At 63.5% G+C, this 26,941-nt stretch carries 26 protein-coding genes; 11 read left to right on the top strand and 15 right to left on the bottom strand.

All coding sequences use genetic code 11. The features are described from left to right. Positions 1-51 precede the first annotated feature (51 nt). Both BUA38_RS23710 and BUA38_RS23715 read left to right on the top strand, forming a co-directional pair. Complete coding sequence (locus tag BUA38_RS23710; protein ID WP_072826374.1) at positions 52-498, top strand: DMT family transporter; 447 nt, start codon at positions 52-54, stop codon at positions 496-498. Positions 499-664: 166 nt separating this feature from the next. Beyond that, the gene (locus BUA38_RS23715; RefSeq protein ID WP_072821678.1) at positions 665-2,347 is read left to right on the top strand and encodes a methyl-accepting chemotaxis protein; all 1,683 of its coding nucleotides are present in this window, start codon (positions 665-667) and stop codon (positions 2,345-2,347) included. 10 nt (positions 2,348-2,357) lie between these two features. On the opposite strand, the gene BUA38_RS23720 is transcribed toward BUA38_RS23715, so the two are convergent. The 3 genes from BUA38_RS23720 to BUA38_RS23730 all read right to left on the bottom strand — a co-directional run bounded on the left by BUA38_RS23720 (position 2,358) and on the right by BUA38_RS23730 (position 5,182). Next, a complete protein-coding gene (locus BUA38_RS23720; protein ID WP_083587728.1) occupies positions 2,358-3,341 on the bottom strand; it encodes a Bug family tripartite tricarboxylate transporter substrate binding protein in 984 nt (327 codons plus the stop codon). Between the two features lie 167 nt (positions 3,342-3,508). Further along, positions 3,509-3,991, bottom strand: a complete 483-nt coding sequence (greA, locus tag BUA38_RS23725; RefSeq protein ID WP_072821680.1) for a transcription elongation factor GreA — start codon at positions 3,989-3,991, stop codon at positions 3,509-3,511. Positions 3,992-4,024: 33 nt separating this feature from the next. After that, entirely contained in the window at positions 4,025-5,182 is a 1,158-nt protein-coding gene (locus BUA38_RS23730) for a D-alanyl-D-alanine carboxypeptidase family protein (protein WP_244553031.1), read from the bottom strand. Between the two features lie 332 nt (positions 5,183-5,514). Between BUA38_RS23730 and BUA38_RS23735 the strand changes: the two genes are divergently transcribed. Genes BUA38_RS23735 through BUA38_RS23745 form a run of 3 tightly spaced genes read left to right on the top strand, consistent with a single transcriptional unit; the run spans position 5,515 to position 7,031 of the window. Further along, on the top strand, positions 5,515-5,856 hold the full coding sequence (locus BUA38_RS23735; protein ID WP_156898680.1) for a hypothetical protein: 342 nt from the start codon (positions 5,515-5,517) through the stop codon (positions 5,854-5,856). 26 nt (positions 5,857-5,882) lie between these two features. Continuing rightward, positions 5,883-6,362 carry a VOC family protein gene (locus tag BUA38_RS23740; protein ID WP_072821684.1) on the top strand — a complete coding sequence of 160 codons (480 nt, stop codon included), beginning with the start codon at positions 5,883-5,885 and terminating at the stop codon, positions 6,360-6,362. 9 nt (positions 6,363-6,371) lie between these two features. Then, the gene (locus tag BUA38_RS23745; protein ID WP_072821686.1) at positions 6,372-7,031 is read left to right on the top strand and encodes a GNAT family N-acetyltransferase; all 660 of its coding nucleotides are present in this window, start codon (positions 6,372-6,374) and stop codon (positions 7,029-7,031) included. Between the two features lie 17 nt (positions 7,032-7,048). Here the strand turns inward: BUA38_RS23745 and BUA38_RS23750 are convergent, their stop codons facing one another. Continuing rightward, entirely contained in the window at positions 7,049-7,894 is an 846-nt protein-coding gene (locus tag BUA38_RS23750; protein ID WP_072821688.1) for an outer membrane protein, read from the bottom strand. Positions 7,895-7,996: 102 nt separating this feature from the next. Then, positions 7,997-8,440, bottom strand: a complete 444-nt coding sequence (locus BUA38_RS23755) for a HEAT repeat domain-containing protein (RefSeq protein ID WP_072821690.1) — start codon at positions 8,438-8,440, stop codon at positions 7,997-7,999. Here BUA38_RS23755 and BUA38_RS23760 point away from each other — a divergent pair. Next, the gene (locus BUA38_RS23760; protein WP_072821692.1) at positions 8,434-8,793 is read left to right on the top strand and encodes a hypothetical protein; all 360 of its coding nucleotides are present in this window, start codon (positions 8,434-8,436) and stop codon (positions 8,791-8,793) included. The two genes, BUA38_RS23755 and BUA38_RS23760, sit on opposite strands and share 7 nt — an antisense overlap. Positions 8,794-8,895: 102 nt before the next feature. On the opposite strand, the gene BUA38_RS23765 is transcribed toward BUA38_RS23760, so the two are convergent. Both BUA38_RS23765 and BUA38_RS23770 read right to left on the bottom strand, forming a co-directional pair. Continuing rightward, positions 8,896-9,252, bottom strand: coding sequence for a cupin domain-containing protein (locus tag BUA38_RS23765; protein ID WP_072821694.1), 357 nt, complete (start codon positions 9,250-9,252; stop codon positions 8,896-8,898). A gap of 49 nt (positions 9,253-9,301) precedes the next feature. Further along, positions 9,302-9,877 carry a TetR/AcrR family transcriptional regulator gene (locus BUA38_RS23770; RefSeq protein WP_072821696.1) on the bottom strand — a complete coding sequence of 192 codons (576 nt, stop codon included), beginning with the start codon at positions 9,875-9,877 and terminating at the stop codon, positions 9,302-9,304. A gap of 164 nt (positions 9,878-10,041) precedes the next feature. On the opposite strand from BUA38_RS23770, the gene BUA38_RS23775 reads away from it, so the two are divergent. Beyond that, a complete protein-coding gene (locus BUA38_RS23775; RefSeq protein WP_244553032.1) occupies positions 10,042-11,529 on the top strand; it encodes an MATE family efflux transporter in 1,488 nt (495 codons plus the stop codon). Then, positions 11,526-11,924, top strand: coding sequence for a hypothetical protein (locus tag BUA38_RS23780; RefSeq protein WP_072821698.1), 399 nt, complete (start codon positions 11,526-11,528; stop codon positions 11,922-11,924). The genes BUA38_RS23775 and BUA38_RS23780 overlap by 4 nt, the downstream gene beginning before the upstream one ends. 36 nt (positions 11,925-11,960) lie before the next feature. On the opposite strand, the gene BUA38_RS23785 is transcribed toward BUA38_RS23780, so the two are convergent. The 4 genes from BUA38_RS23785 to BUA38_RS23805 form a co-directional block, all read right to left on the bottom strand. Continuing rightward, positions 11,961-12,500, bottom strand: coding sequence for a DUF805 domain-containing protein (locus tag BUA38_RS23785; protein ID WP_072826377.1), 540 nt, complete (start codon positions 12,498-12,500; stop codon positions 11,961-11,963). 138 nt (positions 12,501-12,638) lie between these two features. Beyond that, complete coding sequence (locus BUA38_RS23790; RefSeq protein WP_244553033.1) at positions 12,639-13,436, bottom strand: hypothetical protein; 798 nt, start codon at positions 13,434-13,436, stop codon at positions 12,639-12,641. Positions 13,437-13,615: 179 nt separating this feature from the next. Then, on the bottom strand, positions 13,616-14,071 hold the full coding sequence (locus BUA38_RS23800) for a hypothetical protein (RefSeq protein ID WP_244553034.1): 456 nt from the start codon (positions 14,069-14,071) through the stop codon (positions 13,616-13,618). A gap of 43 nt (positions 14,072-14,114) precedes the next feature. Continuing rightward, positions 14,115-17,570 carry a CHAT domain-containing protein gene (locus BUA38_RS23805; protein WP_083587730.1) on the bottom strand — a complete coding sequence of 1,152 codons (3,456 nt, stop codon included), beginning with the start codon at positions 17,568-17,570 and terminating at the stop codon, positions 14,115-14,117. Between the two features lie 335 nt (positions 17,571-17,905). Between BUA38_RS23805 and BUA38_RS23810 the strand changes: the two genes are divergently transcribed. Beyond that, the gene (locus BUA38_RS23810) at positions 17,906-18,121 is read left to right on the top strand and encodes a hypothetical protein (protein ID WP_072821704.1); all 216 of its coding nucleotides are present in this window, start codon (positions 17,906-17,908) and stop codon (positions 18,119-18,121) included. Between the two features lie 21 nt (positions 18,122-18,142). On the opposite strand, the gene BUA38_RS23815 is transcribed toward BUA38_RS23810, so the two are convergent. Beyond that, on the bottom strand, positions 18,143-18,337 hold the full coding sequence (locus BUA38_RS23815; protein WP_156898683.1) for a hypothetical protein: 195 nt from the start codon (positions 18,335-18,337) through the stop codon (positions 18,143-18,145). A 141-nt stretch (positions 18,338-18,478) separates the two neighbouring features. Beyond that, complete coding sequence (locus tag BUA38_RS23820; protein ID WP_072826380.1) at positions 18,479-20,845, bottom strand: mechanosensitive ion channel domain-containing protein; 2,367 nt, start codon at positions 20,843-20,845, stop codon at positions 18,479-18,481. A 301-nt stretch (positions 20,846-21,146) separates the two neighbouring features. On the opposite strand from BUA38_RS23820, the gene BUA38_RS23825 reads away from it, so the two are divergent. Further along, entirely contained in the window at positions 21,147-21,533 is a 387-nt protein-coding gene (locus BUA38_RS23825) for a DUF1330 domain-containing protein (RefSeq protein ID WP_072821708.1), read from the top strand. Positions 21,534-21,628: 95 nt separating this feature from the next. Here the strand turns inward: BUA38_RS23825 and BUA38_RS23830 are convergent, their stop codons facing one another. Further along, complete coding sequence (locus BUA38_RS23830; RefSeq protein WP_072821710.1) at positions 21,629-21,868, bottom strand: hypothetical protein; 240 nt, start codon at positions 21,866-21,868, stop codon at positions 21,629-21,631. Between the two features lie 289 nt (positions 21,869-22,157). Between BUA38_RS23830 and BUA38_RS23835 the strand changes: the two genes are divergently transcribed. Continuing rightward, on the top strand, positions 22,158-23,429 hold the full coding sequence (locus BUA38_RS23835; RefSeq protein WP_072821712.1) for an MFS transporter: 1,272 nt from the start codon (positions 22,158-22,160) through the stop codon (positions 23,427-23,429). Positions 23,430-23,448: 19 nt separating this feature from the next. On the opposite strand, the gene BUA38_RS23840 is transcribed toward BUA38_RS23835, so the two are convergent. Next, on the bottom strand, positions 23,449-26,898 hold the full coding sequence (locus BUA38_RS23840; RefSeq protein ID WP_072821714.1) for a bifunctional diguanylate cyclase/phosphodiesterase: 3,450 nt from the start codon (positions 26,896-26,898) through the stop codon (positions 23,449-23,451). Between the last annotated feature and the right edge of the window lie 43 nt (positions 26,899-26,941).

Below are 26,941 nucleotides of genomic sequence, written 5' to 3' on the forward strand. Positions count from 1 at the left end.
CCGATAATCCGGCGCTAGTGGTCCGATTCAGTGAAATACCGGAACTATCAGATGTTGAAATTGGCGATTCCCGTGATCCTGGCCGCGACGGCCGGGATCAGTCTTGTGGTGCAGCAGGCGCTGAACGCGAATTTGCGCGCCGCGCTCAACTCGGCCGCCTGGTCGGGCTTCATGAGCTACTTCATCGGCGTCATCTGCATGGTGGTGCTCGCGCTGGTGTTGCAGGACCCGGTTCCATCCATGGTGACGGCGGCGCGCATTCCCTGGTTCGCCTGGAGCGGCGGCCTGTTCGGCGCGATCTTCGTTGCGCTTGCCATCTTTCTCGTCCCGCAACTCGGCGCCGCGGCGTTCTTCGCGCTGCTCATCGCCGGCCAGATGCTGGGATCGATCGTCTTCGACCATTATGGCTTGCTGGGCGTGCCGGTTCACCCCGTCAGCGCGATCCGGGTCGTCGGCGCGGCGTTGTTGGTCGGCGGCGTGGTCTTGATACGCCTGTAGCGCATTGCTTCGCGCGGCGAGCGACCAGAACAGCATGGCTCGGCATGAGAACCCGTCGTTCGTCGGCCAAAGATTAACGCGCAGGTCGTTTGGCTATTTTTCGGTAACCTTTTTGGGCGATGAATGGAGCAGCCGAAAACCGCCTCCCTCCTGCTCGGATTCCGCCATGTTCAGCAAGCTCTCCATCCGCACCAAGATTATCTCCGTCGTCTGCCTGCTGCTGCTGGCCTTGGCCGGCATGGGCCTGCTCTCGGCGAGCAGCATGCGGTCGCTGAACGCCAACACCAACGAGATGGCCAACAACTGGCTGCCGAGCATCAAGGCACTGGGCGATCTGCGTGGCGACGCCATCATGTACCGCGCCATCATCCGCCAGCACATGCTGGCGGAGACCAAGGAGGACAAGGACGGAGCCGAAAAGGCGCTGGAGAATCTCGCCCAGAAGAACATGAAAGTCCGCAGGGCCTATGAAGCGATGATCAGTTCGCCGGAAGAGCGCGCGCTCTACGCGGATTGGTCGAAACGCTGGGAGGCATACCAGGGTATCGCGGCGAAAATGATCGAGCTGTCCAAGAAGGATGGCCTGTCACGCGAGGCGCGGGACCTGAACAAGGAGATGATCAAGGCCGGCAATGAAGCCGAGGCCCTTCTGGACAAGGACATCGAGCTCAACGACAAGGGCGCGGCGCAAGATGCGCGCGCGGCCGAAGAGACCTATTCGTCGATGCTGATGTGGCTTGGCGTCATTGTCGGTCTTGCCATTCTCGCCGGCGCTGCCGTCAGCTTCTACGTCATCCGCGACATTTCGGCGGGCATCGCCTCGATCGTCGAGCCGATGCAGGCGCTCGGCAAGGGCGACCTCACCGCCGTAGTGCCGCACCAGGGCGAGAAGACCGAGATCGGCCAGATGGCCGACGCCTTGCAGATCTTCAAGGAAGCCCTGATCGCCAAGCGCGCCGCCGACGAGCTAGCTGCCAAGGACGCCGAAGCCAAGATCGAGCGCGGCCGCCGCGTCGACGGCATCACCCGCGAATTCGAGCAGATGATCGGCGAAATCGTCAACAACGTCTCTTCGGCCTCGTCGCAGCTCGAATCCTCCGCCGGCACCCTGTCGACGACGGCTGCGCGTTCGCAGCAACTGTCGACGACGGTTGCGGCCGCTTCCGAGGAAGCTTCGACCAACGTGCAGTCGGTCGCGTCGGCGACCGAAGAGCTGTCCTCGTCGGTCAACGAGATCAGCCGTCAGGTGCAGGAATCGGCGCGGATGGCGAGCAATGCGGTCGGTCAGGCCCGCTCGACGACCGATCGCGTCGGCGAGTTGTCGAAGGCCGCCACCCGCATCGGCGATGTCATCGAACTGATCAACACCATCGCCGGCCAGACCAACCTCTTGGCGCTGAACGCCACCATCGAGGCGGCGCGCGCCGGCGAAGCCGGCCGCGGCTTTGCGGTGGTCGCCTCCGAGGTCAAGGCGCTGGCCGAGCAGACCGCGAAAGCCACCGGCGAGATCGGGCAGCAGATCAACGGCATCCAGGCCGCGACCCAGGACTCGGTCGACGCCATCAAGGATATCTCCGGCACCATCGAGAAGCTGTCGGAAATCTCCTCGACCATTGCGGCCGCGGTGGAAGAGCAGGGCGCGGCGACGCAGGAAATCTCCCGCAACGTCCAGCAGGCCGCCCAAGGCACCCAGCAGGTCTCGTCCAACATCACCGACGTGCAGCGCGGCGCGACCGAAACCGGCTCGGCTTCCTCGCTGGTGCTGGCGGCCGCGAAGACCTTGTCGGCCGACTCCGGTCGCCTCAAGAGCGAAGTGTCGAAGTTCCTGACCAACGTGCGGGCGGCTTGACGGACGATTTTTACTGCGAGCCTTCGAGCCCGAGCTGTTTCACCATCGTCCCCCATTTGAGATGCTCGGACTGAATGTAGCCGCGCATGCCGTCGATCGAGGACGAATCGTTCGGGATCAGTCCTAGCGCGGCGATTCTCGCCTGCATCTCGGGCGCCTGCATGATGCGTTTCATCTCGGCATGAAGCCGCTCGACGATCGGCCGGGGCGTCTTCACAGGCGCCAGCAGCATGTGCCATGACACGCCTTCATAATCGGTGGCGCCCGATACCTCGGCGAACGGCGGCACGTCCGGTAGCAGCGGCAATCGTTGCGCGGAAGAAACCGCGAGCGCACGCAGCTTTCCTTCCCTGATCAGGGGGATCGAGAGGCCGGCCTCGAGGAAGCTCGCCGCAACGCGGCCACCCATGAGATCGTTAACCGACTCCGGCGTGCTGCGATACGGCACGTGGTTTGCCTCGAAGCCAAGCCGCTTCTTGGCGAACTCCATTGACATATGTTGCACCGAACCCGTGCCGATCGAGGCATAGCTGAACGGCGGGTTCTTCTTTTTGGCGAGTTCGACGAATTCCGAAAGCGTCTTCGCCGGCAGCGATGGATCGATCACCAGGACGAACGGCGATTTCACATAGAGTGAGATCGGCGTGAAGTCCTGCGGATCATAGTTGAGGCTCTTGAACAATGTCGGATTGATCGACAGAGCGATGCTGGTCAGCACGACGAGCGTGTAGCCGTCCGCTGCCGCCTTCGCGACCTGATTGGCCGCCAGGGTCGTAGCCGCGCCGGGCTTGTTTTCCACGATGACCGGCTTGCCGAAGGCTTCCGACAGCTTCTCCGCGTAGAGCCGCGTGATCGCGTCCATGCCGCTCCCGGCCGCGAGCGAAACCACGATCGTGATCGGCCTTGAGGGGTAATCGTCAGCTCGGGCCGGCGCGCTTGCCGATAGCCCCAGCAACAGGACGCAGGGCAAGATCCAGTACGTCTTCAAATTCATGACACTCAACCCGGGAGGTCGGGAGATAAGGAAAAATCGGGAGGTAAGGAAAAATCGATCGCACGGTCTATCGTTCGATCTAGCTATGACGGCCAGCCCCGAAGGAGTCAAACCTAAGGTGGTGCTCGGCCTCGCACACTCTGATCGGTGAAAGGGGCCTGAGGCGCCTACGCGATCGCGATGACCTCGAGCTCCTGGCCTGCGGAGGCCACGACGTCGCCGACGCTTTTGCCCATCAGCGATCTCGCGACCGGCGAGGCAAAGGAGATCGAGCCGGTTTTCGGATCGGCCTCGTCTTCGCCGACGATGCGATAGGTCTGCACGCGGCCGTCGTTGCGCTCGAAAGTGACGGTGCTGCCGAAGGCGACCTTGTCACTGGAGGAAGGAGGCGGGACGACCTGGGCCGTTCGCACCCTTTCATAGAAGTAGCGGACATCGCGCTGCGGGTGAGCTGCCTGCCGCCGCCGCTCGTTGACGTCCTCGATGGCTTGCGCGGCTTCAAAAGCCTCGCGCGCTTCCGCCAACTGCCGTTCGAGCGACTTCAATCCGGCCTCGGTGACCAGATTGGCATGCGGCGGGATCGGACGATCCGGCAGCTGCGTTTCGGACGCCGTCTCGGCACTTTCTTCCTTGGTGAAGGCAACGCTCAAATCTAGAGCTCCGATTCCGAAGTTCGCGCCGCACTAGTTCGCCGCAGCCGTAGCCTGACGGGTCTTTACGCCCGGACGATGACGCGCGAATTCCTCGCCGTCGTTGGGGGCGACATGCGGCGGGTCGCGGTCGAGATAGGGACGGCCGATGCCGAATTCGCTGCCGTGATCGTCGACCCATTTCCAGAGAGCGTTGCTGTTGGTCAGCCGTTCAGCTCGCGTGGCGCCCTTGGTGCTGACGATGTCCGCGGCAAGGCCATGGCCATAACCGCCGCGAAGGCTGCCGCCATGGAAGGATCTGTTGCTGGCGGCCTTGAGGCCGCTCGCGATCGACTGGCGATAATCGTCGCGAAAACCGCTGGTGATACCGGGCGCAAGGCCTGCCTGATCCGCGGCGTGCAGCATCGAAAACAGCCTGAGCTTGAAGTTCCGGTCGACGCCGCCGATCACATAATCGGCGAGCGACATGCGGGCGTTGGTCGCCGCCTTCGGGTCCTTCCAGCCGAAATCCTCGTCGACGACATAAGATGTGGTTCGCGTGACGGTGATCGATTTGCCCTTGCGCTTGATCGTTACCTTTTTCGAGGTGCTCTCGCGGATGGAGTCTTCCTTCTTTGTTTTCTGATAGAGTTGCCAGAGATAGCGGTCGGCGCAGACGTCGATGACGAGACACTCGTCGTCGATCTCAATCGAATTGGCGGCGTCGTAGACCTCATCGGTCTGCGGGCCGGCGAGATTGTTCGGCTGGGCGGCCATATCGGGCGATGGTTTGGCCAGCGTCTGCGTCGGCATTTCCAGCGCGGCCAGGACAGGTCCGCTTCCCTTCGCGGCATCCGTGTTCGGCGTGGCGGCGCCTGCCGCATCGACATCAGCTGCATCGACGCCTGCCAAATCGACCTTTGGCGTATCGGTCTTTATCGTATCGGTCTTCGCTGTTTCGATCCTGGGCGTATCTGCGGCAGCCGCCGCCATTGGAAGCGCCGCGGTCGTCGCCGGTTCGACGGACAGCGGCTCGACGGACACCAGCTCGCCTGACAGCGGGACGTTTGCAGCGTCCGGCGTTATCGCTGAAGTGGCCGGCGTGACGTCGGCAATGGCCAGCGAATAGACATTGTTCGCGGGCGCGCTAGCGGTGATGAGCACAGCCATCACCACGGCCGGAATCGCGATTTCCCGGCACCAGACGGCCATCTCTGCGAACCGCCGCTGTATCACCAACGCCCCGATGTGGCAGAATCCAGTCGCATTTTCACCCGAGGGTTATTTCGAGTAAAGACCCGGCGCGGCTCCATCCCGCATGATAAGGACACACGATCCCGAGGGAACCAGGCTCATCGCCTCAGCGATGCAAGCAACGTGCCGCCTTGCGACAGGCCGCCGCAGGCATGACCCCCGGCACCGACCGGCGAAGCACTTTTCGCCAATTTCGCGCCTCGATATCTCGATATAATGTTGGATATCATCATATTGGATAGTTGTGCCTCGATGAACATCGCAACGGCCAAGTCGATCGGAACTGCCTGATGCCAAGACGGATGTGGATTCTCCTGCTCGGAGCAGGCCTGCTTTCTCCGATCGCCAGAGCGGAAGAGTCCAGGGTCACCGTTGAACTCAACGGCATCGGCGCGATGACGTGCGCGCATTGGCGTTCGACGGCGACGACACGCGGGGAAGGCATCGTCTGGATCTTCGGATTCTGGTCGGGGCTGAATTATGTGGCGGCGGCGAGCGAACAGGACCATCCGAACCTGAACGACAAGCAGGTGATCGCCGAGGTCGCGAGAATCTGCGCGACCGATCCGTCGCAAATCCTGGCGAGCGCCGCCTGGTCGGCCTACGTCAATTCAAATGCCCTGAAGAAGTGATCTGAAGCGGGGAAGGGCGCGAGCTCATGGCAAAGCCAAAGAACACGATCTGTCTCTGGTACGACAGGGATGCCGAGGCGGCGGCGCGTTTTTACGCCGAGACCTTTCCCGACAGCGCCGTGCATGCCGTTCACCGCGCGCCTGGCGATTATCCGTCCGGCAAGTCGGGCGATGCGCTGACGGTCGAGTTCACGGTGGTCGGCATTCCCTGTCTCGGTCTCAACGGCGGTCCTGTCTTCACGCATAACGAATCCTTCTCGTTCCAGATCGCCACCGACGATCAGGCCGAGACTGATCGCTACTGGAACGCCATCGTCGGCAATGGCGGCCAGGAAAACGCGTGCGGTTGGTGCAAGGATAAATGGGGCCTCTCGTGGCAGATCACGCCGCGCGCGCTGACCGACGCGCTGTCCGCCGGCGGCGATGAGGCCAAGCGCGCCTTCGCCGCGATGATGACCATGAAGAAGATCGACGTCGCGGCGATCAACGCGGCGCGGCGCGGCTAGTCGCAGCCCATGCCACCCCCCGGAAGCGAACGGCTGTCGAAGAGAGAAGTCTGGTTCAAGTGCAACCGTTACTTCCTTCGGACGATCAAGCGAGAGGACGCTTCCGATCGTTGGGCTGAATGGCTGTCGGACCCGTGGACGGTGCACGTCCTCAACACCTCGCCGGCGCGGATCGGAAAACGAGAGATCGCGGACTACATCAAGCAGTTCGACCAGCGTTCGCGCCTGCTGCTTGGCATTTTCGAGATGGGCAGCAGGCTTCATGTCGGGTTCGTGCGGATCGACCTCGACGGCGCAGGCACCGCTCTGGTCAACGCCGTGATTGGCGAGGCGGCGCATCGCAACCGCGGCGCGACCACGGACGTGTTCGTGGCCTTGCTCGATTTCCTGTTCAATACCGTCGGCGTCAAGCGCACCCGCGCCTCGGTGTTGCTGCGCAATCAGGTCACGCTGACCTATCTGCTCAAGCTTGGCTGGCAAAGGGAGGAGGCGCCGGGTTCGGCGGTGCGATCGATCACCGACGGTTCGGCGCTCGAAACCTGCATGCTGAGCTGGACACGCGAGGGCTACCACGCCTTCCGGAGTACGCCGACCGGTCGCCGCATTCTTCGCCGCGTCTCGACAGGCGCGAGCGCGCCTGTTCGAATCCCCTCAGCCGGTGACAAGTAACGAGGCGATGAGCGCGATCAATAGCGCGCGACGACCGGCGACCAGAAGCGGTAGTTGATCCCGACCTTGACGGTGTCGATGTCGTGCTTGACGGTGAGATTGGCGGGCGTGACCAAGAAGGTATTGCCGACGACGTTCATGGAAACCGTCTTGGCGTCAAATCCGTAGTGATCGAATTCGACCATCGCGGACCAGTTCTTGGCGAACGCCCACTCGACGCCGACGCCGGCGGTCCATCCCCATCGGTCCGCGCTGCCGACCAGATTACAGCCGGTAAAGGTGACCGTTGGCGTACTACAGCCGAGAAAAGCCTCGTTCACGAACGCGGAATTATTCACCGCATATCTGTCGTGAGCAAAAGCCGCGCCACCCTTGCCGTAAAACAGGACGTTGTCGAAGGCATAGCCGACGCGCCCGGTGACGGTCGCGATCTCGTCGGTGCGCGTCGAAAGCGTCATCGGGTTGCCGTTCTTGCCGCCGAAGAACGGATCGTTGACCAGACTGCTCAGGTTGGTCCACGAAAAGTCGCCGCCAATTCCGATGACCCAGTGATTGTCGAACTGATAATCGCAGCCGGCCTGCACGCCGCCAAGGAATGCCGGTTGCCCGCTCGCGGAAAAGGGCGCACCTGCCGGGGCGAAGTTCTGCGTGATGCCTTGAACGACGCCTGAACCTGGCACGAACGTACCCGGATCGGAATAATTCACACGATCGGCGCCGGAGCCGATGTGGCCGCCCACGTGGCAGCTGCTCCAGATCGTCAGCACGGGCAACGCCATCGGCGGCGCCTTGAGAGGGAGATCGGCGGCGAACGCCGGGCCGGCGGCCACAAGGGCGGAGCTGACGAGCAAAAGCTTTTTCATGCAATCAAACTTCAAATATCGAAACTGCGGGCGAAATTCCCGGAACAACTATAGCGAGCCAAGGGCTCGCGATCTGTGCTGGTTTGGCAACACCGGCTGCCTTTAATCGCCGCTTACCGTGTGCAGAAATGCACGGAGCAGGGCGGCTCCGCGGGAATCGGAGTGTCTTAATCTTTCCACCGCCGTCCGGCCCGCGATCGCGGCCAGGATTTCCTGTCTGGCGTGATCGTGGCGCGCGGCATCGCTCGACGTCACGCGGATCGCCATGGCTTGCGGATCGGCTGGATCGGCCGGCAGGCCATACAGCGTGAGCAGGCCGCGCGCCGCGGCGTGGCGCACCAGCGGCTCAGTATCGTCGAGCGCGTGGATCAACGCCTGCACGGCCGCGGGCTCGCTGACGTCTTGAAGCGCCTGGACCGCCTCCTGACGGAACACCCAATGCGGCGCCGATGATAACACCTCGATAGCCGCCTGCGGCCAGCGTGAATCCGGTTCGATCCGCCACAGGGCGTGGGCGAGATAGAATAGCGCGGGGACGGATGCCATTCATCGCTGCCGCCGGGCTGCATCCGCGCGTCCTGCCGCGCCGCGATCTGCTGCTTCCGCTCGGCCTCGAACAGCGCGGCCAACTTCGGCTCCGCCGCGCGCGACCGCAGCACGCCAAGCCCGATCACGGCACGCGCATCGGGGAGGAATCCGAGCAGCATGATTTCCGCGTGCCGGCGTTCGTCGCCCTCAAGCGCGGTGAGGGCGGGCGTATCCAGCCCGTCCCGTGCCGACGTCGGGTCCTCGAAGAAGCTGTATCGGAAGCGTTGAAAGGCGGCCGACATTTCTCCCTCTCCTGCCGCGAGGCACGGCCGCGACGCCGGCCAAATGAAGGCCAGCGCCAACGCAAGTGAACGCAGCGTCTGTAGCTTCGTCCTGGATCGGTCTGTTCTGGCTTTCACGACCCTTGGTCGCACCGGCACGCCCTGTGGTTCGAACGCGCCGCTGGCGTGGCCTCACGGCTCCATGGTGTAGGAGCGGCCGGGCTCCAGCGCGTAGATGGTCAGAAAACGTAAAGGACGTTCGGAATCGCAATTGCGAAACAGCGTGTGGGGCAGATCAGCGCGGTCCTGCAAGGTCTCGCCGGCGCGATACACGCGCGGTTCGTCATCGCCGTAAGCCGACTCGGCGACGCCTTCGACGATGTAGATGATGCCGCCGACGGGATGGCGGTGCCGCGGCGCCACGCCGCCGGGCGGGTAAGTCACCTCGGCCACGACCAGTTCGCGGCCGTCGCCGGGCAATGAGAGATGTTCGAGAATCGTGCGCGTGACGCCGGGGAATCCGGCCTGCTGCTTGCCTTCTTCAGCCATGTGATCGCCTTTTGAGATTGCCTGGCGGCAGGTCGCCGCCGCACTCCGCTCAGTCTTCGCCGGCCAGCGTGATAGCGCCTTCGAGCGCATTCTCCAATATCTCGCTGGAGAGTTTCGGATCGTTGACCGCGCGCGCCATCTGGAGCGAGCCGACCATCATGCCGTAGATCGCCATCGCCTTGCGCCGCCGCTCCGCATCCGTTCCGTGACGCAGGCGCGCTGCGATCAAAAGAACGATGCGCTCGACATTGCCGGTGAAAACCCCTTGCGTCTTCGCCGGGTGCCGCGCGATCTCGGCCACCAGTGCTGCGGTCGGGCAGCCAAGCGCCGCATTGTCGCGGTGACGCGTCGAGAGATAGTCGCGGAGGCTTTCTCTCAGGCTCCCATGGCGCTCCAGATTGCCCTGAAGCCCCCGCGCGCGCTGCTCCAGCGCGTCGCCAAGCACGGCGCGAACCAGGTCTTCCTTGGAATCGAAATGCACATAGAAGGCGCCGTTGGTCAGGCCAGCCTGCGCCATGATGCCGGCAATGCCGACGGCTGCGACGCCGCCCTCGCGAAACTGACGGGAGGCCACGTCAATGATGTGCTGGCGCGTCGTTTCCTTGTGTCCCTTTTCATAACGCATTGAGGAGCCTCAAGCTTTGCCGGCCGGTGCCATCACAGCCGATCACGGCCACAAATTCGTGATGTGCATCCGTTGAATTATAATCATAATAGTGCAGTATGACCGTAATTCAATAGAAATCGACGCATGTGACCGCGGGAATCGCGAGAAAAGGGACGTTGAGAGTGGCAATCGAGGAAGCAACGGTGGCGACGCTGGACGACATAACGCGCGCTGTGCCGGTTGCGGCCCGTAGCGGCGTTAGCGATAAAGAAGCCAGCGACAAGGCAGCCGGCAACCAGAAAGCCGCTGACCGGGCGGCGGCCGCCCGCGCGGCGCTGTTGACCGCGCCGATCCTGCCGACGCTGCTCCGCCTGGCGCTGCCGACCGTGACGGTGCTGGTGGCGCAGACGGCCGTGAACATCGCCGAGGCCTACTATGTCGGCTTTCTCGGCACCGATGCGCTGGCCGGCGTGGCGCTGGTGTTTCCGGTTTTCATGCTGATGACGATGATGTCCAACGGCGGGCTCGGCAGTGGCGTTGCCTCGTCCGTGGCGCGCGCCGTCGGCGCTGGCCGCCACGAAGACGCCAATGCGCTGTTGTTTCATGCCATCGTGCTCGCGCTCGTGGTCGGCGCGCTGTTCACGCTCGCCGCCGTCTTTGCCGGGCCCTTGCTGTATCGGGCGCTGGGCGGTCAGGGCGGTGCGCTCGACGCCGCGCTGCGCTATTCGAATTACCTGTTTGCAGGCTCGATCGCGGTGTGGGTCGTCAATTTGCAGCAGGCGGCGTTGCGCGGCGCCGGTAACGTCAAGGTGCCTGCTTTGGTGACGCTGGTCGGCGCCATCGTGATGATTCCGCTTTCGCCGTTGTTGATCTTCGGTTTTGGCCCCATGCCGCGTCTCGGCATTGCCGGCGCCGGTGTGGCCTTCGGCCTCTATTATTGTGGCGCCATGCTGTTCCTGCTGCGCTACATGGCCTCGGGCCGCGCCGGGCTGATGCTGCGGCCGGTGACGCTGCGCTACGCCTTGTTCGCCGACATTCTCAAAGTCGGTCTGCCGACGTCGCTGAACGCTCTGCTGACCAACCTCACCGTGATCCTGGTGACCGGCACCGTCGGCCTGTTCGGCACCACGGCGCTGGCCGGGTATGGTTGCGCATCGCGGCTCGATTACATCATGATCCCGCTTCTGTTTGGCGTCGGCACGGCAACGCTGACCATGGTCGGCGTCAACATCGGCGCAGGCCAGGGCGCGCGGGCGCGAAAGATCGGCTGGGTCTCGGGGCTAGTCGGCCTTTGCCTCACCGGCTCCATTGGCCTGTTCGTGGCGATCTTTCCGACGCTCTGGCTTTATCTGTTCAGCCATGACGCCGACGTCGTCGCCGACGGGGTGCGTTATCTTCGCATCGTAGCGCCCGCCTACAGCGCGCTCGGCTTCGGCTTCGTCGTCGCCTTTGCTTCGCAAGGCACCGGGCGGGCGTTGTTGCCTCTGGTGGCCTCGAGCGCCCGCATTGTGATCGCGGCCGGCGGCGGCTGGATCGCGGTGAGTTATTTCGGCGGAGGCATGCACGCGTTGGCCGCGATGGTCGCGGCCTCGCTGATCGCCTACGCGGCGCTCTGCACCATCATCATGCTGTCGGATTCGGTCTGGAAGACCGAGGGAGGGAAAAAATGAAGACGCCTTTCGCATCCAGTCTTGTTGCGCTGTGCGTGGCGTTTGGCGGGCCTGCGCTCGCGCAATCCGCGCCTCCGCCGACGCCGACCACACGAATTCTGGCCATCGGCACCTTGAACCCCGGCGTCGATCCCGCGGCGGCCCGCGCCATCCTGCCGACGGAAGTGCGCGAGACCGCAAAACTCTATCTCGATGGCAAGATCGACCAGTGGTACTCGCTCCAGGACAAGCGCGGCGTCGCCTTCATCCTCAACGTCACCGATGTCGCGGCCGCGCATGACATGCTGGAGAAGTTGCCGCTGGGGCAGGCGCATCTGATGAGTTTCGAGTTGATCCCGATCGGGCCGCTCAATCCGCTTCGGCAACTGTTAGGGCCGCCAGCCGGCGCGCAGTAGCGCCGCAAGCGCTGGGGACTGAGGCGAGGGCTCGTTTTAGGTGCGGCGGCCGAATTGCGCCGTGGCGCGCGCGATGCGTTCTGAAGAAACCGGCGAGTTGGACGGGCGCTGCGGGGGAGGCGCGGGATCGTCGAAGACGGGCGGCGAAGGAACGTGGTCGCTGCCGGGCCAGAACAGCAGGATGACGATCAGCCCGAAGTTGATGAGGCCGCCGACGATCGTGCCGTCGTGTTTTTCCAGGGCCATCGCCGGTACGCGGCTTGCGAGCAGGGGGTCGAGCAACGTCACCGCGATCCAGCAGGACACCATGATGATCGGGTCCCATCCGATGTCGCGAAAGCGCATCGCGGCGAGCATGAAGTAGCTCAGCATGCAAAAGGCGATGAAGGCGGTCATCGGCCAACCCAGCGACCAAATGGACTTGGGCATCGCGCCGTGCAGCATCCCCTGCATCATGCCATGCTTGTAAGCGTAGTACGCGACCGGGATCGCAATGATCCCGTTCACGATCCCAAGCAGGATCGAAAAGAGGAAATATTTCAGGCGACCGATACGGGCATTGAAGCCGAACAGCATGTCGAGCATGGACGCGCTCCCGTTTGTGCCAGCATCTAGCGCTGCATCATTTCGGGCCGGTTAAGGGAGGGCGGATTTGCGCAAAGACGGTTTCGTTCGCGTTAAGGGTGTGCCCGTTTGGCGCGGCCTGGCCTGGCGTTACCAGCCAAAAATACCTTTAAGCCCGGCATAGATCGACGCGCCGGCGGACGCCGCAATCCCGACCAGGGGCCCGGCCGCGCGCATCAGGTCCTGGATCGTCCGGGCGCGGCGGCGGAGCTGATCCTCGCCGACATGCTGGCCGAGCAGTCCGGCAATCCGGTAGGCGACGGGATTGGGCTTGCCGCCATGTGACATCGTTTTCGGCAGCACGTCGAAGATCAGCGATCCCAGCAGATTTCCGGTCACGTAAGCGAGCGCAATGCTCGCGATATATTCCATCACCTCGCGCCATTCGATCCAGCTAACGGGAAGGATCGGAACGTTGTCGTTGATCCCGGTGACCGTCAGCATGCCGATCACGGCGAGCGCTGCGGTGAGGAAGCCGACCAGAAAGGCGCCGAGCCTGATCTTTTCGCGCGCATAGAGCAGAATGCCGAATGGCAAGGGAATGACGAAGGATGCGAGCCTCAAGTAAAGCGGCGTCACGTTCAGGATGATCGTGATGACGATGTGCGCCGCCACGAGCGACAGGATCGGTGCCAGCACATACACCAGCGCGCGAACGATCGTATATCGAACCGGCGAGCGGGTCCGCGCCAGGTTGGCATTCACCCGGTCGAGGCTGTTCTGCAGCCGGTCAAGCTCGGAGACGAGCTCCTGGATTTCCAGCATCACCGGGCGTGCGACGCGCAAATCGCGCGCGCAATGTTTGCAGGCGATCGCTTCGTCCTTGATGGATTCGGCGCAGAAGGGACATTCCATCAGCTTGACGGGCGCTTTTTGCGGCGCTCCCACGTTTCAAGTTCTGATGTGGCTGTGGCCAGTGCCTCGCGCAGGACATCTCGCTTGCGAAGCAGCGCGTCGCGCTCGAGGACCAGCGATTCCGGCACAGCGATGTCGCGCCCGCAAGTGGCGCATACCAGCACCGAAGAGGCGTTGTCGCTTTGGCAAAACGGACAACTCATTGTTTTCCCTTACGGAGAAATCTTCAGCAGGAAACTCGTGCTGCCGGTGCGTCCATCCGAATCCTTGATGTCGACCCGGATCAGGTGGTCTCCCGGCGGCAGTTCGGCATCGGGAATGTCGAGCCCGGTGACGCCCGCGAAGGATTTGACGCGCTCGGTGAGATCGACATTCGGCGTTCGCAGATAGATCACCTTGAGCGACTCGGGGTCGATCTTCGAGCCGCCAAAGGATTCGAATCTGAGCTGCAGGTGAACCGGCGAGTGGCTCTGTTCCCTGTCGCCGACGACCTCGATCTTCGGTCCTCGGGTGATGCCCCGGCGATCGGCCGCGATGGCGCCCTTCGCCGGCGGCAGTTTGGCCTCGTCCTCGGTAATCAGAACATGGTTGGCGCGGGCCGCAGACGAGACGGCGCCCACGATGACGGCGCAGACGAACATGAAGGCCAGACCAAAAATTCGCAGCATCATTCCCCTCGGATACTTGACGTCCAGATCCCCAACACCAAACTCAGCGCGCCCCGCCATCCCCGATGATGGTATACGGTGCCCAGAACAGCGGATGCGCGTAGGCAAAATCGGTTTTGCCGTCGGCGCCGACATAACCGGGTCCGTCCATCAGCGCCACCATGGCGAGCCGCAGCGCTTCGGCGCGCGTCAGCTTCGGATCGTCGGCCTGCCGCTTGAAAAGATCGGTGACGAGTTCGCGCGCCGACTGTGAATGGACCGACCAGTTGGTTACGAGCAAAGCCCGCGTGCCGGCATAGAAGAAAGCGCGGCCAAGGCCGGAGGCGGCTTCCGCGCCGGCGCCTTCGCCCGCGCCGGTGTTGCAGGCCGAGAGCACGACCCAGTCGGCGTCGAGCTTGAGCGTCAGCACTTCCTCCATGGTCAGGAGCCCGTCGCCTTCGACGCCTGCGACCGCAGGGGCCGAGAGCGCGAGCGCCGGCTGCGTCAGGCCGTTGAGTTCGCCGGGTACGAGCCCGTGGGTGGCGAAAGCCAATACCTTGAAGCCGGAAAGGTCCATGGTTTTGACGACGGCCTCATTGGCGTCCTTGCCGAGCTTGAGGACTTTTGAGGGATCGGCCTGCAAGGCAAGCGCAATCGATTTCAGTTCTTCCGCCGTATCCGGCAGCCGCGGCAGCATGGCGAGTTCCGCGCTATCGACGCCCTCGAGCTTCGGGCTCGATCGTCGCTTCAGCGGCAGCCCGCGGGTCGCAACTGTCGCCCCGGCATCCGCGAGCTTGACCGGTTCCTGCTCGCTTGCGGCTTGCGCGGCCTGCTCCGGGCTGAACAGCGGATCGCCGAACCCGATCAGCTCGTTGCGTCCGGCCTTGCCGGGCGGCAATTGCCGCAAGGTGCGCAGGGCGGCCGAGGAGGGCACGCTCGTCACCGCGTAGTTGCGCGCGAGCCACGGCACCTTTCGGTAGCTCGAGAACAACGGATCGTCGTTGCTATCGATGGCGGCTTCGGCAGTCGGCAACAGCGACAACGGCAACAGGCCGAGCGCGCCATTGGTGACCACGATCAGGCTTTTGGATTTTTTCCAGCCGGCTTCGACCGGCTGCAGCAGCAGCGAATAGAGTTCGTAGCCGAGCTTGACGTCGAAAGCGGGGATGTCGGAAATCATCGCCGCCTGCGGTTCGAGCGCCTCGCGCAGTTTGCGCACCTTGCTCTGGATGTCGCCGCCGGTGGCCTTGATTTCCGCAAACGCGACGGGGCCGTCTTTCGGCACCGCCCATACGAAGCTGGCATCGCGCCCGAAGTAGAACGACAGCATGGCTTCGCCTTCGACCAAAGTCGCCTGCACCTGCGCGACATTCGGCGGTTTGGGATCGACGAGGTCGGCATAGGACGGAAAGCGCTTGTTGATCTCAGTGCGCGCCTGGTCACGCTCGGTGCGCAATTTCTCTATCGAGGCGTTGACAGCCTTCACGCCCTGCGGATCGCGCTCGGTGGAGGGAAGGGCGAGAATGTTGTTGAGCAGGCCCAATTGTGCGCCGACCTGCTTGCCGAGGTCCTGCTCCTTGCGCACGAGTTCGGCGAGCGCCGGGTCCTTGATCGAGGCGCGCGCCCCCGAGGCGGCCAGCGCCTGTTGCACCGAATGGCTGCGGATCGAATCCGCAAGGCTGAAGGTGTCGACGGCCGCACTGCCGCTGCCGCCTTGCGCGCCGGCGAGCAGCTTGATGTAGGCCTCGACGATTTCCTGCAACCGCTGGCTCCGCGCCGCCACGACGGTCGCATCGTCATCGTCGGTGTTATCGCGCGCGGCGGCGAGCAGAACGGGGAGCGCAAGGCCAAATTCGCGGATCGCATCGCTGTCCTTGCCGGCGCGCATCAAACCGACCGCGAGAATGCCGCGGGCCGAAGCCGCATCGAAATGTTTCTCGCCGACACGCGCGATTTCACGCTTCAGCAGCGATTGCGCCGCTTCAAGGCCGGCCTGCGTCTGTCCGGCGGCGAACATCGCGTTGATGCGCGACCCGTTCAGCTCGAGCACCAGACGGCGCTGCGGCTCCCATTTGGCGATCGCCTTGTCGAGTTCGGCATAGACGGCGGCGGCCTCGGGCAGTTTCCGCTCGAAGGTGAGGATGGCGCCGAGTTGCGACAGCGTCTGGGCGCTGTATTGCGTGTCGTCGCCGATGTTCAGGGTGCGGTTGATCTCGAGCGCGATCCGCACCAGCTTCTCGGCTTCGTCGTAGCGGCCTTCCTCGACCAGGATATTGGCGAGGCTTCGGATGAATGGCACGGTTCGCGGATTATATTTGCCTTGTTGTTTGAGCTGCGTTTGCAGCAGGCTGCGCACGTCGACCTCGGCTTCGGCGAGCCGACCTTGCCTGGCCTTCATGCGTCCGGCACTGAGAAACTCGTTGTCGGCATACTGCCGCATCTGGAGTTCAGATGGCGCGTGCGGAAACTTCATGTCGGGGATGGAAGCAAGCTTCCAGTCGTGCGATTTCGCATAGGCTGCCTCGGCCTCGCGAAACTGGCCGCGTGCCTCGAAGATCACGGCGCGAATGGCCTCGATCTCGCCTTCCCAGGCCCGGCCGGCCTTGGCATAGCCCTCGCGCCAGCCGGGCAGGCCGCTGGTGCGCGCCTCCTGAATCATGGCCAAGCTGCTGCGCATGTAGCCTTCGGCCTGCGGGATATCTCCCATCTGCGCGAGAACCTGGGCGGCGATCCGCCGTGCATTGAACATGTATCCCTTCTGCCCGGGCCGGTTGGCATCCGAAATCATGAACTGCGATACCTGAAGCGCGCCTTTGACGTCGCCCAGCGAGAGTTTTTGAATCGTGAGGAACTGACGGATGCGTTGTCCGAAAAATCCGTCGCCTGAGGCGACCGCGATAGACAACGCCTTCTCGCCGTCGGCCAGCCCTTCGACGTTACGGCCAAGCGAGGCGCGGGCGATTCCGCGATCATAGTAGAATTGCGCGAGGTCGGATTGGGACTGGCTTTTGCCGGGTTCGCTGTCGGCATCGGCCTTCAGCTTCGCCAGCACGGCGGGATCAGGCTTCTCGCCGTCGAGGATGGCGGCGATATCGCCGATCGTGCGCGGCGGCGGCACAAAGCCGGCCGGCAACGCATTGCCGGGCGCGACCGCATCTTCTTTCGGCTTGCCGTTCTTGTACATTTCGATCGGCACGTTGGCCCGGCCGTTAGCGGCATTGAGCGCCGCCAGCACGCAGGCCTTCACCCGGGGCGTCGCCGTCTCGCGGCAGCGCGCCAGATTGCCTTCGCGATCTCCGCCGCCGCCTCGGCCTCCGCCCATGCCCTGCATGCAGGCCATCACGATCGGCCGGCCGACGCTCTCCCGGCAGTTCGCGATCGCCTGCTCTTTCGACAGCGCGAGAGCGCTGCCGCAGGACGCGGCAAAAGCGAGGCTCGCGATAAAGCCGGTCGCAAACGTCGCGGCAAGCGCGCCTGGCCGTCGGCGGAGAGGTGGAGCGGTGTTGAAAGACTTCTGCATCGAAAAGCCCCACAAAATGACTTCAAGAAATGGGTCCGAAACGGACCGTGCCTGGAACCTGTCCAGGCGAGATAACAAGCCAGATAACAACCCAAAAAATCAGAGCCGGCAAAACGGCGACCGGCGCAATTTTGCGTTTAAAATGAGAGAAGTAAAGCCTGCTCGGCCGGCAAGCGGGTGGTTGAGCCGCCAGGTGGGGCCCATGGAACCGCCGGTTGCCGGGTTAAGAAAGGTTATCGGCCATTTGCAGGTTTCTTTTGGCCCGGTAGCAAGTCGTTGACTACCGCAACGAAGCGCGCTGGATCGTTTGCCGCAAGCGTAGCATCATCGCGGCCATGGCAGGCAGCATCTGGACCACCGAATTTTTTGATTGCCCCAAGTGCAGGCTCGGTTACGCCGCAACGAAGGAGCAGCATGCGACCCGGCGTTCGGGCGCTTTCGCATGCGAAGTCTGTGGCACGGAAGTCCACGCATGGTCCGGCTATTACGATTTCTTCGACTGGAAGATCGATCAGCCGGCCGCGCCCGTCTTCGGCAAACGCTGGGCCTGAGCCAGCGCCTCTAAGCCAGCATCATTCCGCGGCCACGAACGGGTCCGCGCGTTTGGCGATCACCTGGCGGAATTTGTCGGCGAGGTCGTCGCAGTATCCGGCGAGCCCCTGATAGAGCGCGCGGTCCGCCCTGGACTTCGCCTGTTCGGCTGCGGTCTTGTAGCTTGCGGCCTTGCGCTCGTACTTCTCTAGCTTTGTCTGAAGATCACTCGACACAACGCAACTCCACTCAACATGCGCTACCCACGTGATCATCGTTGGCCCGCGGGCCGACCGAAACCATGACCGACATGAGGCAATTTTGCGGACGCGATACGGTTCGCGTTGGACGTGGCTTCGCGGCCACACCAATTAAGATCATCCCGCGGCGCGGCGCGGCATCGCGCCCGGCGCATCGTCGCTTGCAGCCGCTGCCGGAACCTGCATCAGCACAGTGCGGCCAGGCGTAGCGATCTCGATGCCAGCTTCCTGGAAGCGCCGCTTCATGCGGCGGTTGAATTCGCGTTGCACCGGCCAGCGCCCAGAGTCGGAGCAGCGGATCTGGCCCACGATCGTCGCCATCGAGCCGTCGATCTTGTCGACGCCCCACAATTCGAGATCGCCGCGGATCGACATCCGGAACTCCGGATCTTTACGCATCTCGGCGACGATGTCTTTCAGGATCTGGCTGACGCGATCGGTGTCTTCCTTGTAGGCGACGCTGACGCTGACGGCGGCATTGCCGGCGCCTCGGCTGGCATTGGTAATCGTCGTCACCGCGCTGAAGGGAATGATGTGCACCGAGCCGTCGCCGGCGCGCAGGCGAATGGTGCGGATCGAGACGTTCTCGACATTGCCGGTGAGGCCCGCGACGCTGACGTCGTCGCCGACCTGGACGCCGTTTTCGAGCAACAGAAACAGACCCGTGATCAGGTCCTGCACCAGCTTCTGCGAACCGAAGCCGATGGCGATGCCGACGATGCCGGCGCCGGCCAGCAAGGGCGCAACGTTGACGCCGATCTCGCTCAAAGCCGTGAGGCCCACGACCACGACGATCAGGCACAACAGCGCCGTGCGCAGCATCGGCTGGAAGGTGCGCAAGCGCGCGGCGCGCGCGTAATGGCCCTCGCGCGACAGCGTATTGATCTGGCGATCGAGCAGCGCGTTGGAGATCTCCCAGATCGCGGCGGCGACGAGGGCTGCGACGGCGACGGTCGCGAATGCCGACAACAGCCGGCCGCCGATCTGGCCGCCATAGAACCAGACGATGGCGTCGACGCCCCACACCTCGAGCATCGCGACGAAGCCGATGAAGGCAATGATGCCGGCGACGATCCTTCGCAGCACCGGCAGATAGCGGTTGGCGCGGGTTTCCAGTCCGGGGAAGCGCTGAAGGATCTCGGGCCGGATCGAGAAGCCGCGGTCGATCAGGCTGAGCGCGACGATGGTCGCAAGCCGTGTGATCAGGCCGATCGCGACGGTGCCGACAAAATATTGCAGCAGCAGCGAATAGCCGTTGTGGATGTTGAGCGCCCACACCGCCCAGAGCGCGATGTCGAGCGCGATGGCGAGATAATGCCACACGGCGGCGAGGCGGTTGCGCATCCGCGCGGCAACGCCCTCACGCCCCGCAGGCGCGCGCATGAGGTCGGCGACTTGCGCGCGGCATTGCAGGATGATGACGACGATGAAGAGATGCACCACCAGCATCACCAGGCGCAGCAGCGCCGCATAGCCGCTGCGGTGCAGGCCCAACAGCAGCGCGACGTTGGCGAACGCGATGCCCGTGACGGCGACGCCGACGATGCGGCGGGCCCAGATCTCGATATAGGCGGCGGTCTCAGCCCGCACGCGTAACAGGCCGAAGGGACCTGCCAGCGCCCGCACGGCGCAAATCAGGCCGCGCGAGAACGCGTAGGCGTTCACCACGGCGAGGATCACAAGCCGCGTGGTCGGCGTGTCCGCAAGCCCGGTGCCCAACAACATCGTGGCGACGCCGACGAACACCACGACAGGAAGCAGTTCGAGCAACAGCCGCCCGAGCACGAAGGGCAGGCGGATCACCGATTGCCAGGCGCGTGCGAAGCTCAGGCGGCGGCGATGCTGATCCTGGCCCGCCATCACGTCCATGGCCGAGGAGGGCGGATCGGCCATCGCCAGCGTCGGTGCGGGCGCGTGGGCGGCTTGCGGAATCCGCGCTTCGAGAGCCGCGACCGGCCGCTTGACCAGGCGGAACACCAGCCATTCGGCCACGAAGGCGCAACCAAACACCAGCGCCAGCTTCCAGGCGATGTCGAGCAACTGGTCGTAGGCGGCGGGGTCGTTGGCGGTGCGGATGAACCACCAGTAGAACGCCTTGAAATGGGTCAGCGTGCGCGCGACATCGGCCACCTGGCGCGAAATCTCGCCGACCTGATCCGACACGGTTTCCAGAAGCTGCGCGGCGAGACTGTCTTCGCTGAGCGGGATCGCGGATTGTTTCTCCGGCGCAGGCGCGGCTTGCGGCGTCGCGTTAGCGATCGCCCGCAGCGTCTCGATCATCTGCGTGCGTTTCTGGTCGTCCTGGAGCGTGTCGAGCGCGCGCTTCGCCTGTTCCGGTGTCAGCGTCTCCACCTTGTTCGGGGCCGCCGGCGGTGCGTCGCTGGCGGGCGGCGCGCTGATTTGGGCCGCGCCGGTCTGGGCGAAAGCGGGAGTCGCGATGAGCGCGAGAGCGAGCAGGATCGCGGAGACGAGTTTGTGCGACACGAAAGCCTCATTGTTTGAACGGTTGGGCGCAGCGCCGAAGCTCGGCGTTGCGCTGTGCTCGCGTGATGTCGGAAAGGCCGGTTTCGCCGGTCCGGTGTGTCGGAAGTTTGCCAACCTGACGGCATTCTCTTGAAATTTGCCTTGCCGCGCATGGAGTTGATGGCGGCTCGTTCGCAATGTGCCGGCCGCATTTTCGCCCCAGCGCCCTCAAGTTGTCTCGAGCCGGGTCATGATCCCTGTGGTAGGCTGGTTCCCGTGGCGGATCCTCGCCACGCTAGCTCGCCACATCAGGGAGAGTGCAATGAAAACCCATTACACGATCGCAATGGCAATGCTCGCTGGTTTCGGCCTTGGCACGGTCGCGGTAGAGCGACTTCATGCTCAAGCCAAGGCGCCGGTCTACCAAGTCACTGAAGTGGAAATACTGGATCCGGAAGGCTATGCGAAGGACTACGCCCCGAAGGCCTCGGCCGCGGTCAAGACCGCTGGCGGCAAGTTCCTCGCAGTTGGCGGCAAGACCACTTCGTTCGACGGAGACCCGCCGAAGTCCCGCATCGTTATCTCGCAATGGGACAGCATCGAAAGCATCAAGGCCTATCGTGACTCGGCCGCCTTCAAGGAAATTCAGCCGATCCGCGCAAAGCTCGCGAAAGTCCGCACCTATGCGGTCGAAGGAATCCCGCAATAACGATTTTGATTTTTCTTTTGGATTTACTGACGACAAGGCCGCCGCAAATGACGGCCTCTTTCATTTGGCAACGTCCAGACCGGCTGCGCGGTGTCCTATTTCTCTGCGGTACGAACGCCCGATCCGTTCAGGCATGAGCGGGCAGCCTGGATCTCGGCGTCGGTCGCGCCATGGCCGCGCGCCCAGGCCTCGGCGGCCATTTCCGAATATTTCGCCACGTAGTAGCGCACGACGGTGCAGGAAACGCGATGGGCCAGACTTGGTTTCTCGCCGGCAACCGCCACCTGTCCGAGCGCCATCAACATGGACAGCGCCACCACTGCTCGCCTCAACATTTTCGTAACCCCGTGCCCGAATCCCACCCGGCGAACCAAAGTAAAATGATTCTTTTCGCCTTCGATATGCGGAACTGTGAGTCAATGCCGTTTTGTCGCGACGTGTGTTGCGGAAGACACGAGTGGAGTGGATTTGACCGGCGCCGGTTGCGCTTCAGCCAGCCATGGGATAGCCATTCCGGCCCATTTCTGCCGGGATAACCAATACCCGATAACCGAGAATTGTCTGTTGCTGGACGCCTTGCGTCGCTCTGCGACGGTCCCCAAATTATCTGCCGAAAGAAGCTGTATGACAGAACAAACTTTGGCGGCGCCGATCGAGGGCGATCTGGAGCTGCAACGTGGCTTTTCGGGCTACCAGTCGGGTGTGGTCGCGCTGCTGGCGTTGGTTCAGTTCACGATCATTCTCGACTTCATCATTATGTCGCCGCTCGGCGCGATCATGATGCCGGCGCTGAACATCTCTCCGGCGCAGTTCGGCGTCGCGGTTTCCGCCTACGCGTTCAGCGCAGGCGTTTCGGGCGTGCTCGCGGCCGGTTTCGCCGATCGCTTCGACCGCAAGCGCATGTTGCTGTTCTTCTATGCGGGCTTTGCCGTCGGCACCGCGCTGTGCACGATCGCTCCGAATTATCATGTGCTGATGCTGGGCCGGATCGTGACCGGCCTGTTCGGCGGCGTGGTCGGCTCCATCGTGATTGCGATCGTCACCGACCTGTTTCCGCTGCGGCTTCGCGGCCGCGTCATGGGATATGTCCAGACGGCATTTGCGGCGAGCCAGGTGCTGGGCATTCCGGCCGGGCTGTTCCTCGCCAATCGCTGGAACTGGCATGTCGGCTTTGGCGCGATCGTGGTTCTTGCGATCGCCGTGTTCGTGTCGGTGCTCGTCCTGATGCGCCCCGTGGACGGCCATCTGCGCGACCAGAAGCGCACCAATGCTTTCGCCCATTTGCTAGCGACTGTCAGCGACCCGAACTACACGCTGGCTTTCGCCGTCACCACGCTGCTTGCGACCGGCGGCTATATGCTGATGCCGTTCGGCAGCGCCTACACCGTGCACAATCTTGGAATCGGGTTTGAGCACCTGCCGACGATCTACCTGGTGTCGGGATTGTTCAGCGTCCTCATCGGCCCGCTGGTCGGCCGCGCCAGCGATTCCCTCGGCAAGTTCCCGACCTTCGTGTTCGGCACGGCGGTGTCGATCGTCATGGTGCTGATCTACACGAACCTCGGCCAGGTCGGGCTGCCGCTCGTCATCGTCGTCAACGTGCTGTTGTTCGTCGGCATCTTCTCGCGGATGATTCCGTCCCAGGCGATGATGTCGGCGATCCCGGCGGCGCATCAGCGCGGCGCGTTCAGCGCCATCGGCGCCTCGCTGCAACAGCTCTCCGGCGGCCTCGGTTCGGTGGTCGCCGCGATGGTGGTCGCGCAAAACGCCGACGAGTCGCTCCGGCATTTCGACCGCCTCGGCTATATCGTGGTCGCAACGGCGCTGGTGGCGTTGACGCTGATGTATTTCGTGCAGAAGCGCGTGGCGGAAAAGTCCGGCAAGGCCGTCATTTGAAGATGCCGGGAGACCGGCTTTACGCGACGAGTTCGGTCAGCATCGGCGCGTTGGCGCGGCCGAACTCGGACACCGGTACGGGCTTGCCGAACAGATAGCCCTGCGCGAGCTCGACCCCGGCGGCGCGCATGTAGTCGAGCTGGTCTTCGGTCTCGATGCCTTCGACGGTCGTGATGATGCCGAGCCCCTTGGCGAGCGCAAGCGAGGAGGCAACCACCGCCTTGCAGTCGGCGCGAGAGAGAATGCCGCGGGTGAAGGACTTGTCGATCTTGATCTTGTCGAACGGGAAAATCGTCAGGTAGTTGATCGACGAGAACCCGGTGCCGAAATCGTCGAGCGCGATCGACAGGCCGAGGTTCTTCAACTGCCGGATCGTGGTCAGGTGTGCGTCCTGGTTTTCCAGCAGCGACGTCTCGGTGATCTCGAGTTCGAGCCGTTCCGGCTGCAAGCCGGTCTTCACCAGCGTCGCCAGGATGATCTCGAACAGGTTGCCCTTCTTGAACTGGATTGCCGAGATGTTGACGGCGACTTTGACATGTTCCGGCCAGTTGGCGGCGTCGGCGCAGGCTTGCAGCAGAATCCACTCACCAAGCGGGACAATGAGGCCGGTGGATTCGGCGAGCGGGATGAAATGGTCCGGCGGGATCATGCCCTTGGTCGGATGCCGCCAGCGCACCAGGCACTCGACGCCGGTAAGCTCGCGCGTCTTGATGTCGACCACCGGCTGATAATGCAGCTCGAACTGTCTCTCGGCGATCGCTTCGCGCAGTTCGCGCTCGGCCGACTGCTGGGTATGGACGATTTCGAGCATCTCGGCGCGGAACAGGCAGTAGTCGTTGCGGCCCGATGACTTGACGTTGTAGAGCGCGAGGTCAGCGCGCTTGAGCAGTTCGCCGGGCTCGACGCCGTTCTCCGGCGCCAGCGCGATACCGATCGAGGTGCCGACCGCGACATCCTGGCCGTTGAGATCGAAGGGAGCGGAAATCGCCTCGAGGATACGAAGCGCGAGCGCCACCGCGCCTTCGCGCTGGTCGGCGCCGCCTTCCTGGATGATGGCGAATTCGTCGCCGCCGAGCCGCGCCAGCACGTCGGTGTCGCGCACGGTCGATTGCAGGCGGCGCGCCACCTCGCTCAGGAGCTGGTCGCCGGCCAGATGGCCGAGCGTGTCGTTGACTGCCTTGAAGCGGTCGAGGTCGATCATCATCACGGTGACGCCGCCGCCGTTGCGCTTCAGCCGGCGGCTCGCTTCGTCGAGGCGGGCGTTGAACTCGGCGCGATTGGCAAGCCCGGTCAGCACGTCGTGCCGCGCCAGGTGCACGATCTCGGCTTCGGCGCGGCGCCGCTCGGTGATGTCCTCGATCAGCGTGACCCAGCCACCGCCGGCCATCGGCTGGCGCGTCAGCATCACGAACTTGCCGTTCCGCAGTTCGTCGATCCTGGAGGCGTCGGGCGGCAGTGCGAGCAGTTCCTTTACCCTGGCCGTGACCACGGGATCGTCAGGCGTTCGCCGCATGTCTGTCGAGACCCGGCTGGTGAGAATCTCGTGCAGCGGCGTTCCAACCTTCAAAAGATGTGCCGGCATGTCCAAGAGTTCGACGTAGCGGTCGTTCCAGACCGTCAGGCGCTTCTCGCCGTCGAACATGCACAGGCCCTGCGCCATATTGTCGAGCGCGGTCGAGAAGCGCGTGTTGATCACCTCGAGCTCCGCGGCCTTTTCGGCCAGCAGCTTTTCGTTCTGCTTTTCGGCGGTGACGTCTTCGTGCGTGGTCAGCCAGCCGCCATTGGTCATCGGCTGCCGCTTGATCGAAATATAGCGGCCGTCGGCGATCCTCTGAATCTCGGCCGCCTGTTTCACGTTGACCTGGATATAGTCGTCCATGTTGGTGGCAAAGCCGGTGCCGTTGTCCTCGCGCGCCTGCAGGATGTCACGCAGCGCCGTGCCAGGCTTCACCTGATCTTCGCTCAGATGGTAGAGCGCGGCATATCGGGCGTTGGCGACCACGACGCGCTTGTCCGGGCCGAACAGGCAAAGCCCGTGCGACATGTGGCGAAGTGCTGCCGTAAAGCGCGAATTGGTCTCTTCGAGTTCGGCGGCCTTCTCCTCGATGAGTTTGGCCTGGGCGCGCTGCGCAGTGACGTCCTCATGGATACCGACCCAGCCGCCGCCCGCAATCGCGGTCTTGACGATCGCGATGATCCGTCCGTCGGCGAGGTAGTTGGTCGCAAGGCTCTTGCCGGTTTGCTCAAGCTCGCGTCGGAATCTGTCGACGAAGGTCTCGACATCGAAGCCGCGCTTGCCGTTCTCGGCGGAGAACTGCACGACGTCGTAGATGCTCGCGCCGTGTTTCACGAGGCCAGGCGGCATCCGGTAGATCTGTTCGTAGCGCTCGTTCCACACCGTCAGCCGCCCATCGGCGTCGAACATCGCAAGGCCGCTCGACATGTTGGTCAGCGCCGCATCGAAGCGGACGTTCTGCCGCGAGATCTCCTCGTTGAGCTGCCGCAGCGCCTGCTGGCTGCGGCTGAGCCGGATCTGGTAGCGGACGGCAAATCCGATGGCGATCAGGACCAGGAGCGTGACGACCGAGGCGACGATGCGATAGGCCGTGCGATGCTGGCGGTATTCGCTCAGGATGGAGTCTTCGGACAGGCCGATCGTGAAGATCAGCGGGAAGCGATCCGAGGTGCGGTAGGTGATCAGCCGGATGATGCCGTCGATATTGCCGATGCCCCAATAGTGGCCGGAGGCGGACTTTGCCAGTTCGCTAGACAACATCTGCCGGCCCGGCTTGGTGCCGATGAGGTTGGCCGAGTATCCCTTGGCCGCAAGGACGACGCCGGCCGTGCTGCGCATCGAGATGCCGCCATTGCTGCCGAGATCGGCGGCGCTGTAGAAGCGATCGATGAAGTTGGGGCTGATCGAGAGCGTGATGAGACCGGCCGTCGAGCCGTCCGGATTCCGCAACCGGCGCAACAGAACGATAGACATCCGTTTGGTGGTTCGCCCCACGACCGGATCGCTGATCATCAGTTCGTCGTCAGTGGCCTGCAACGCCTTGGCGACGTGCGGGCGGTCGCCGAGATAAGGCGGATCACCGCGGGTCGGCAGCGTCGTGGCCTTGGTGTAGCCGTCGGCGCCGATCAGGGTCAGCAGTATCGCGTCCCCGCTGATCAGCGCGCTCTGTTCGGCCCATTTAGGCAGATCGAAGTGGGCGGGGTCGTCCTCGTAGCTCTTGCGCAGGAGCAGCAACGTGCGGTCGAAGCGGGCGATGGTGTCCACGGTGCTGTGCTCAAACAGCCGCGCCAGGCTGTCGGACTGCTTGAGTGCTTCCTCCACCGCCTTCTCATGCTCGACGGAAGAGATGTAGGCGACGACGAACCAGCTCGCGGCGATCAGCACGAGGCCGGCAATAGCCGCCGGCTGCAGGAAAGCCCGCATCCAGAGCAGCCATTTGCCGCGCGCTATCATTTTCGATAGGCCTCGAAGAAAAAATGCCAAAAAACGAAAGCGT

Origin of the sequence: Bradyrhizobium erythrophlei (assembly GCF_900142985.1) — a bacterium.
GTDB lineage: Bacteria > Pseudomonadota > Alphaproteobacteria > Rhizobiales > Xanthobacteraceae > Bradyrhizobium > Bradyrhizobium erythrophlei_B.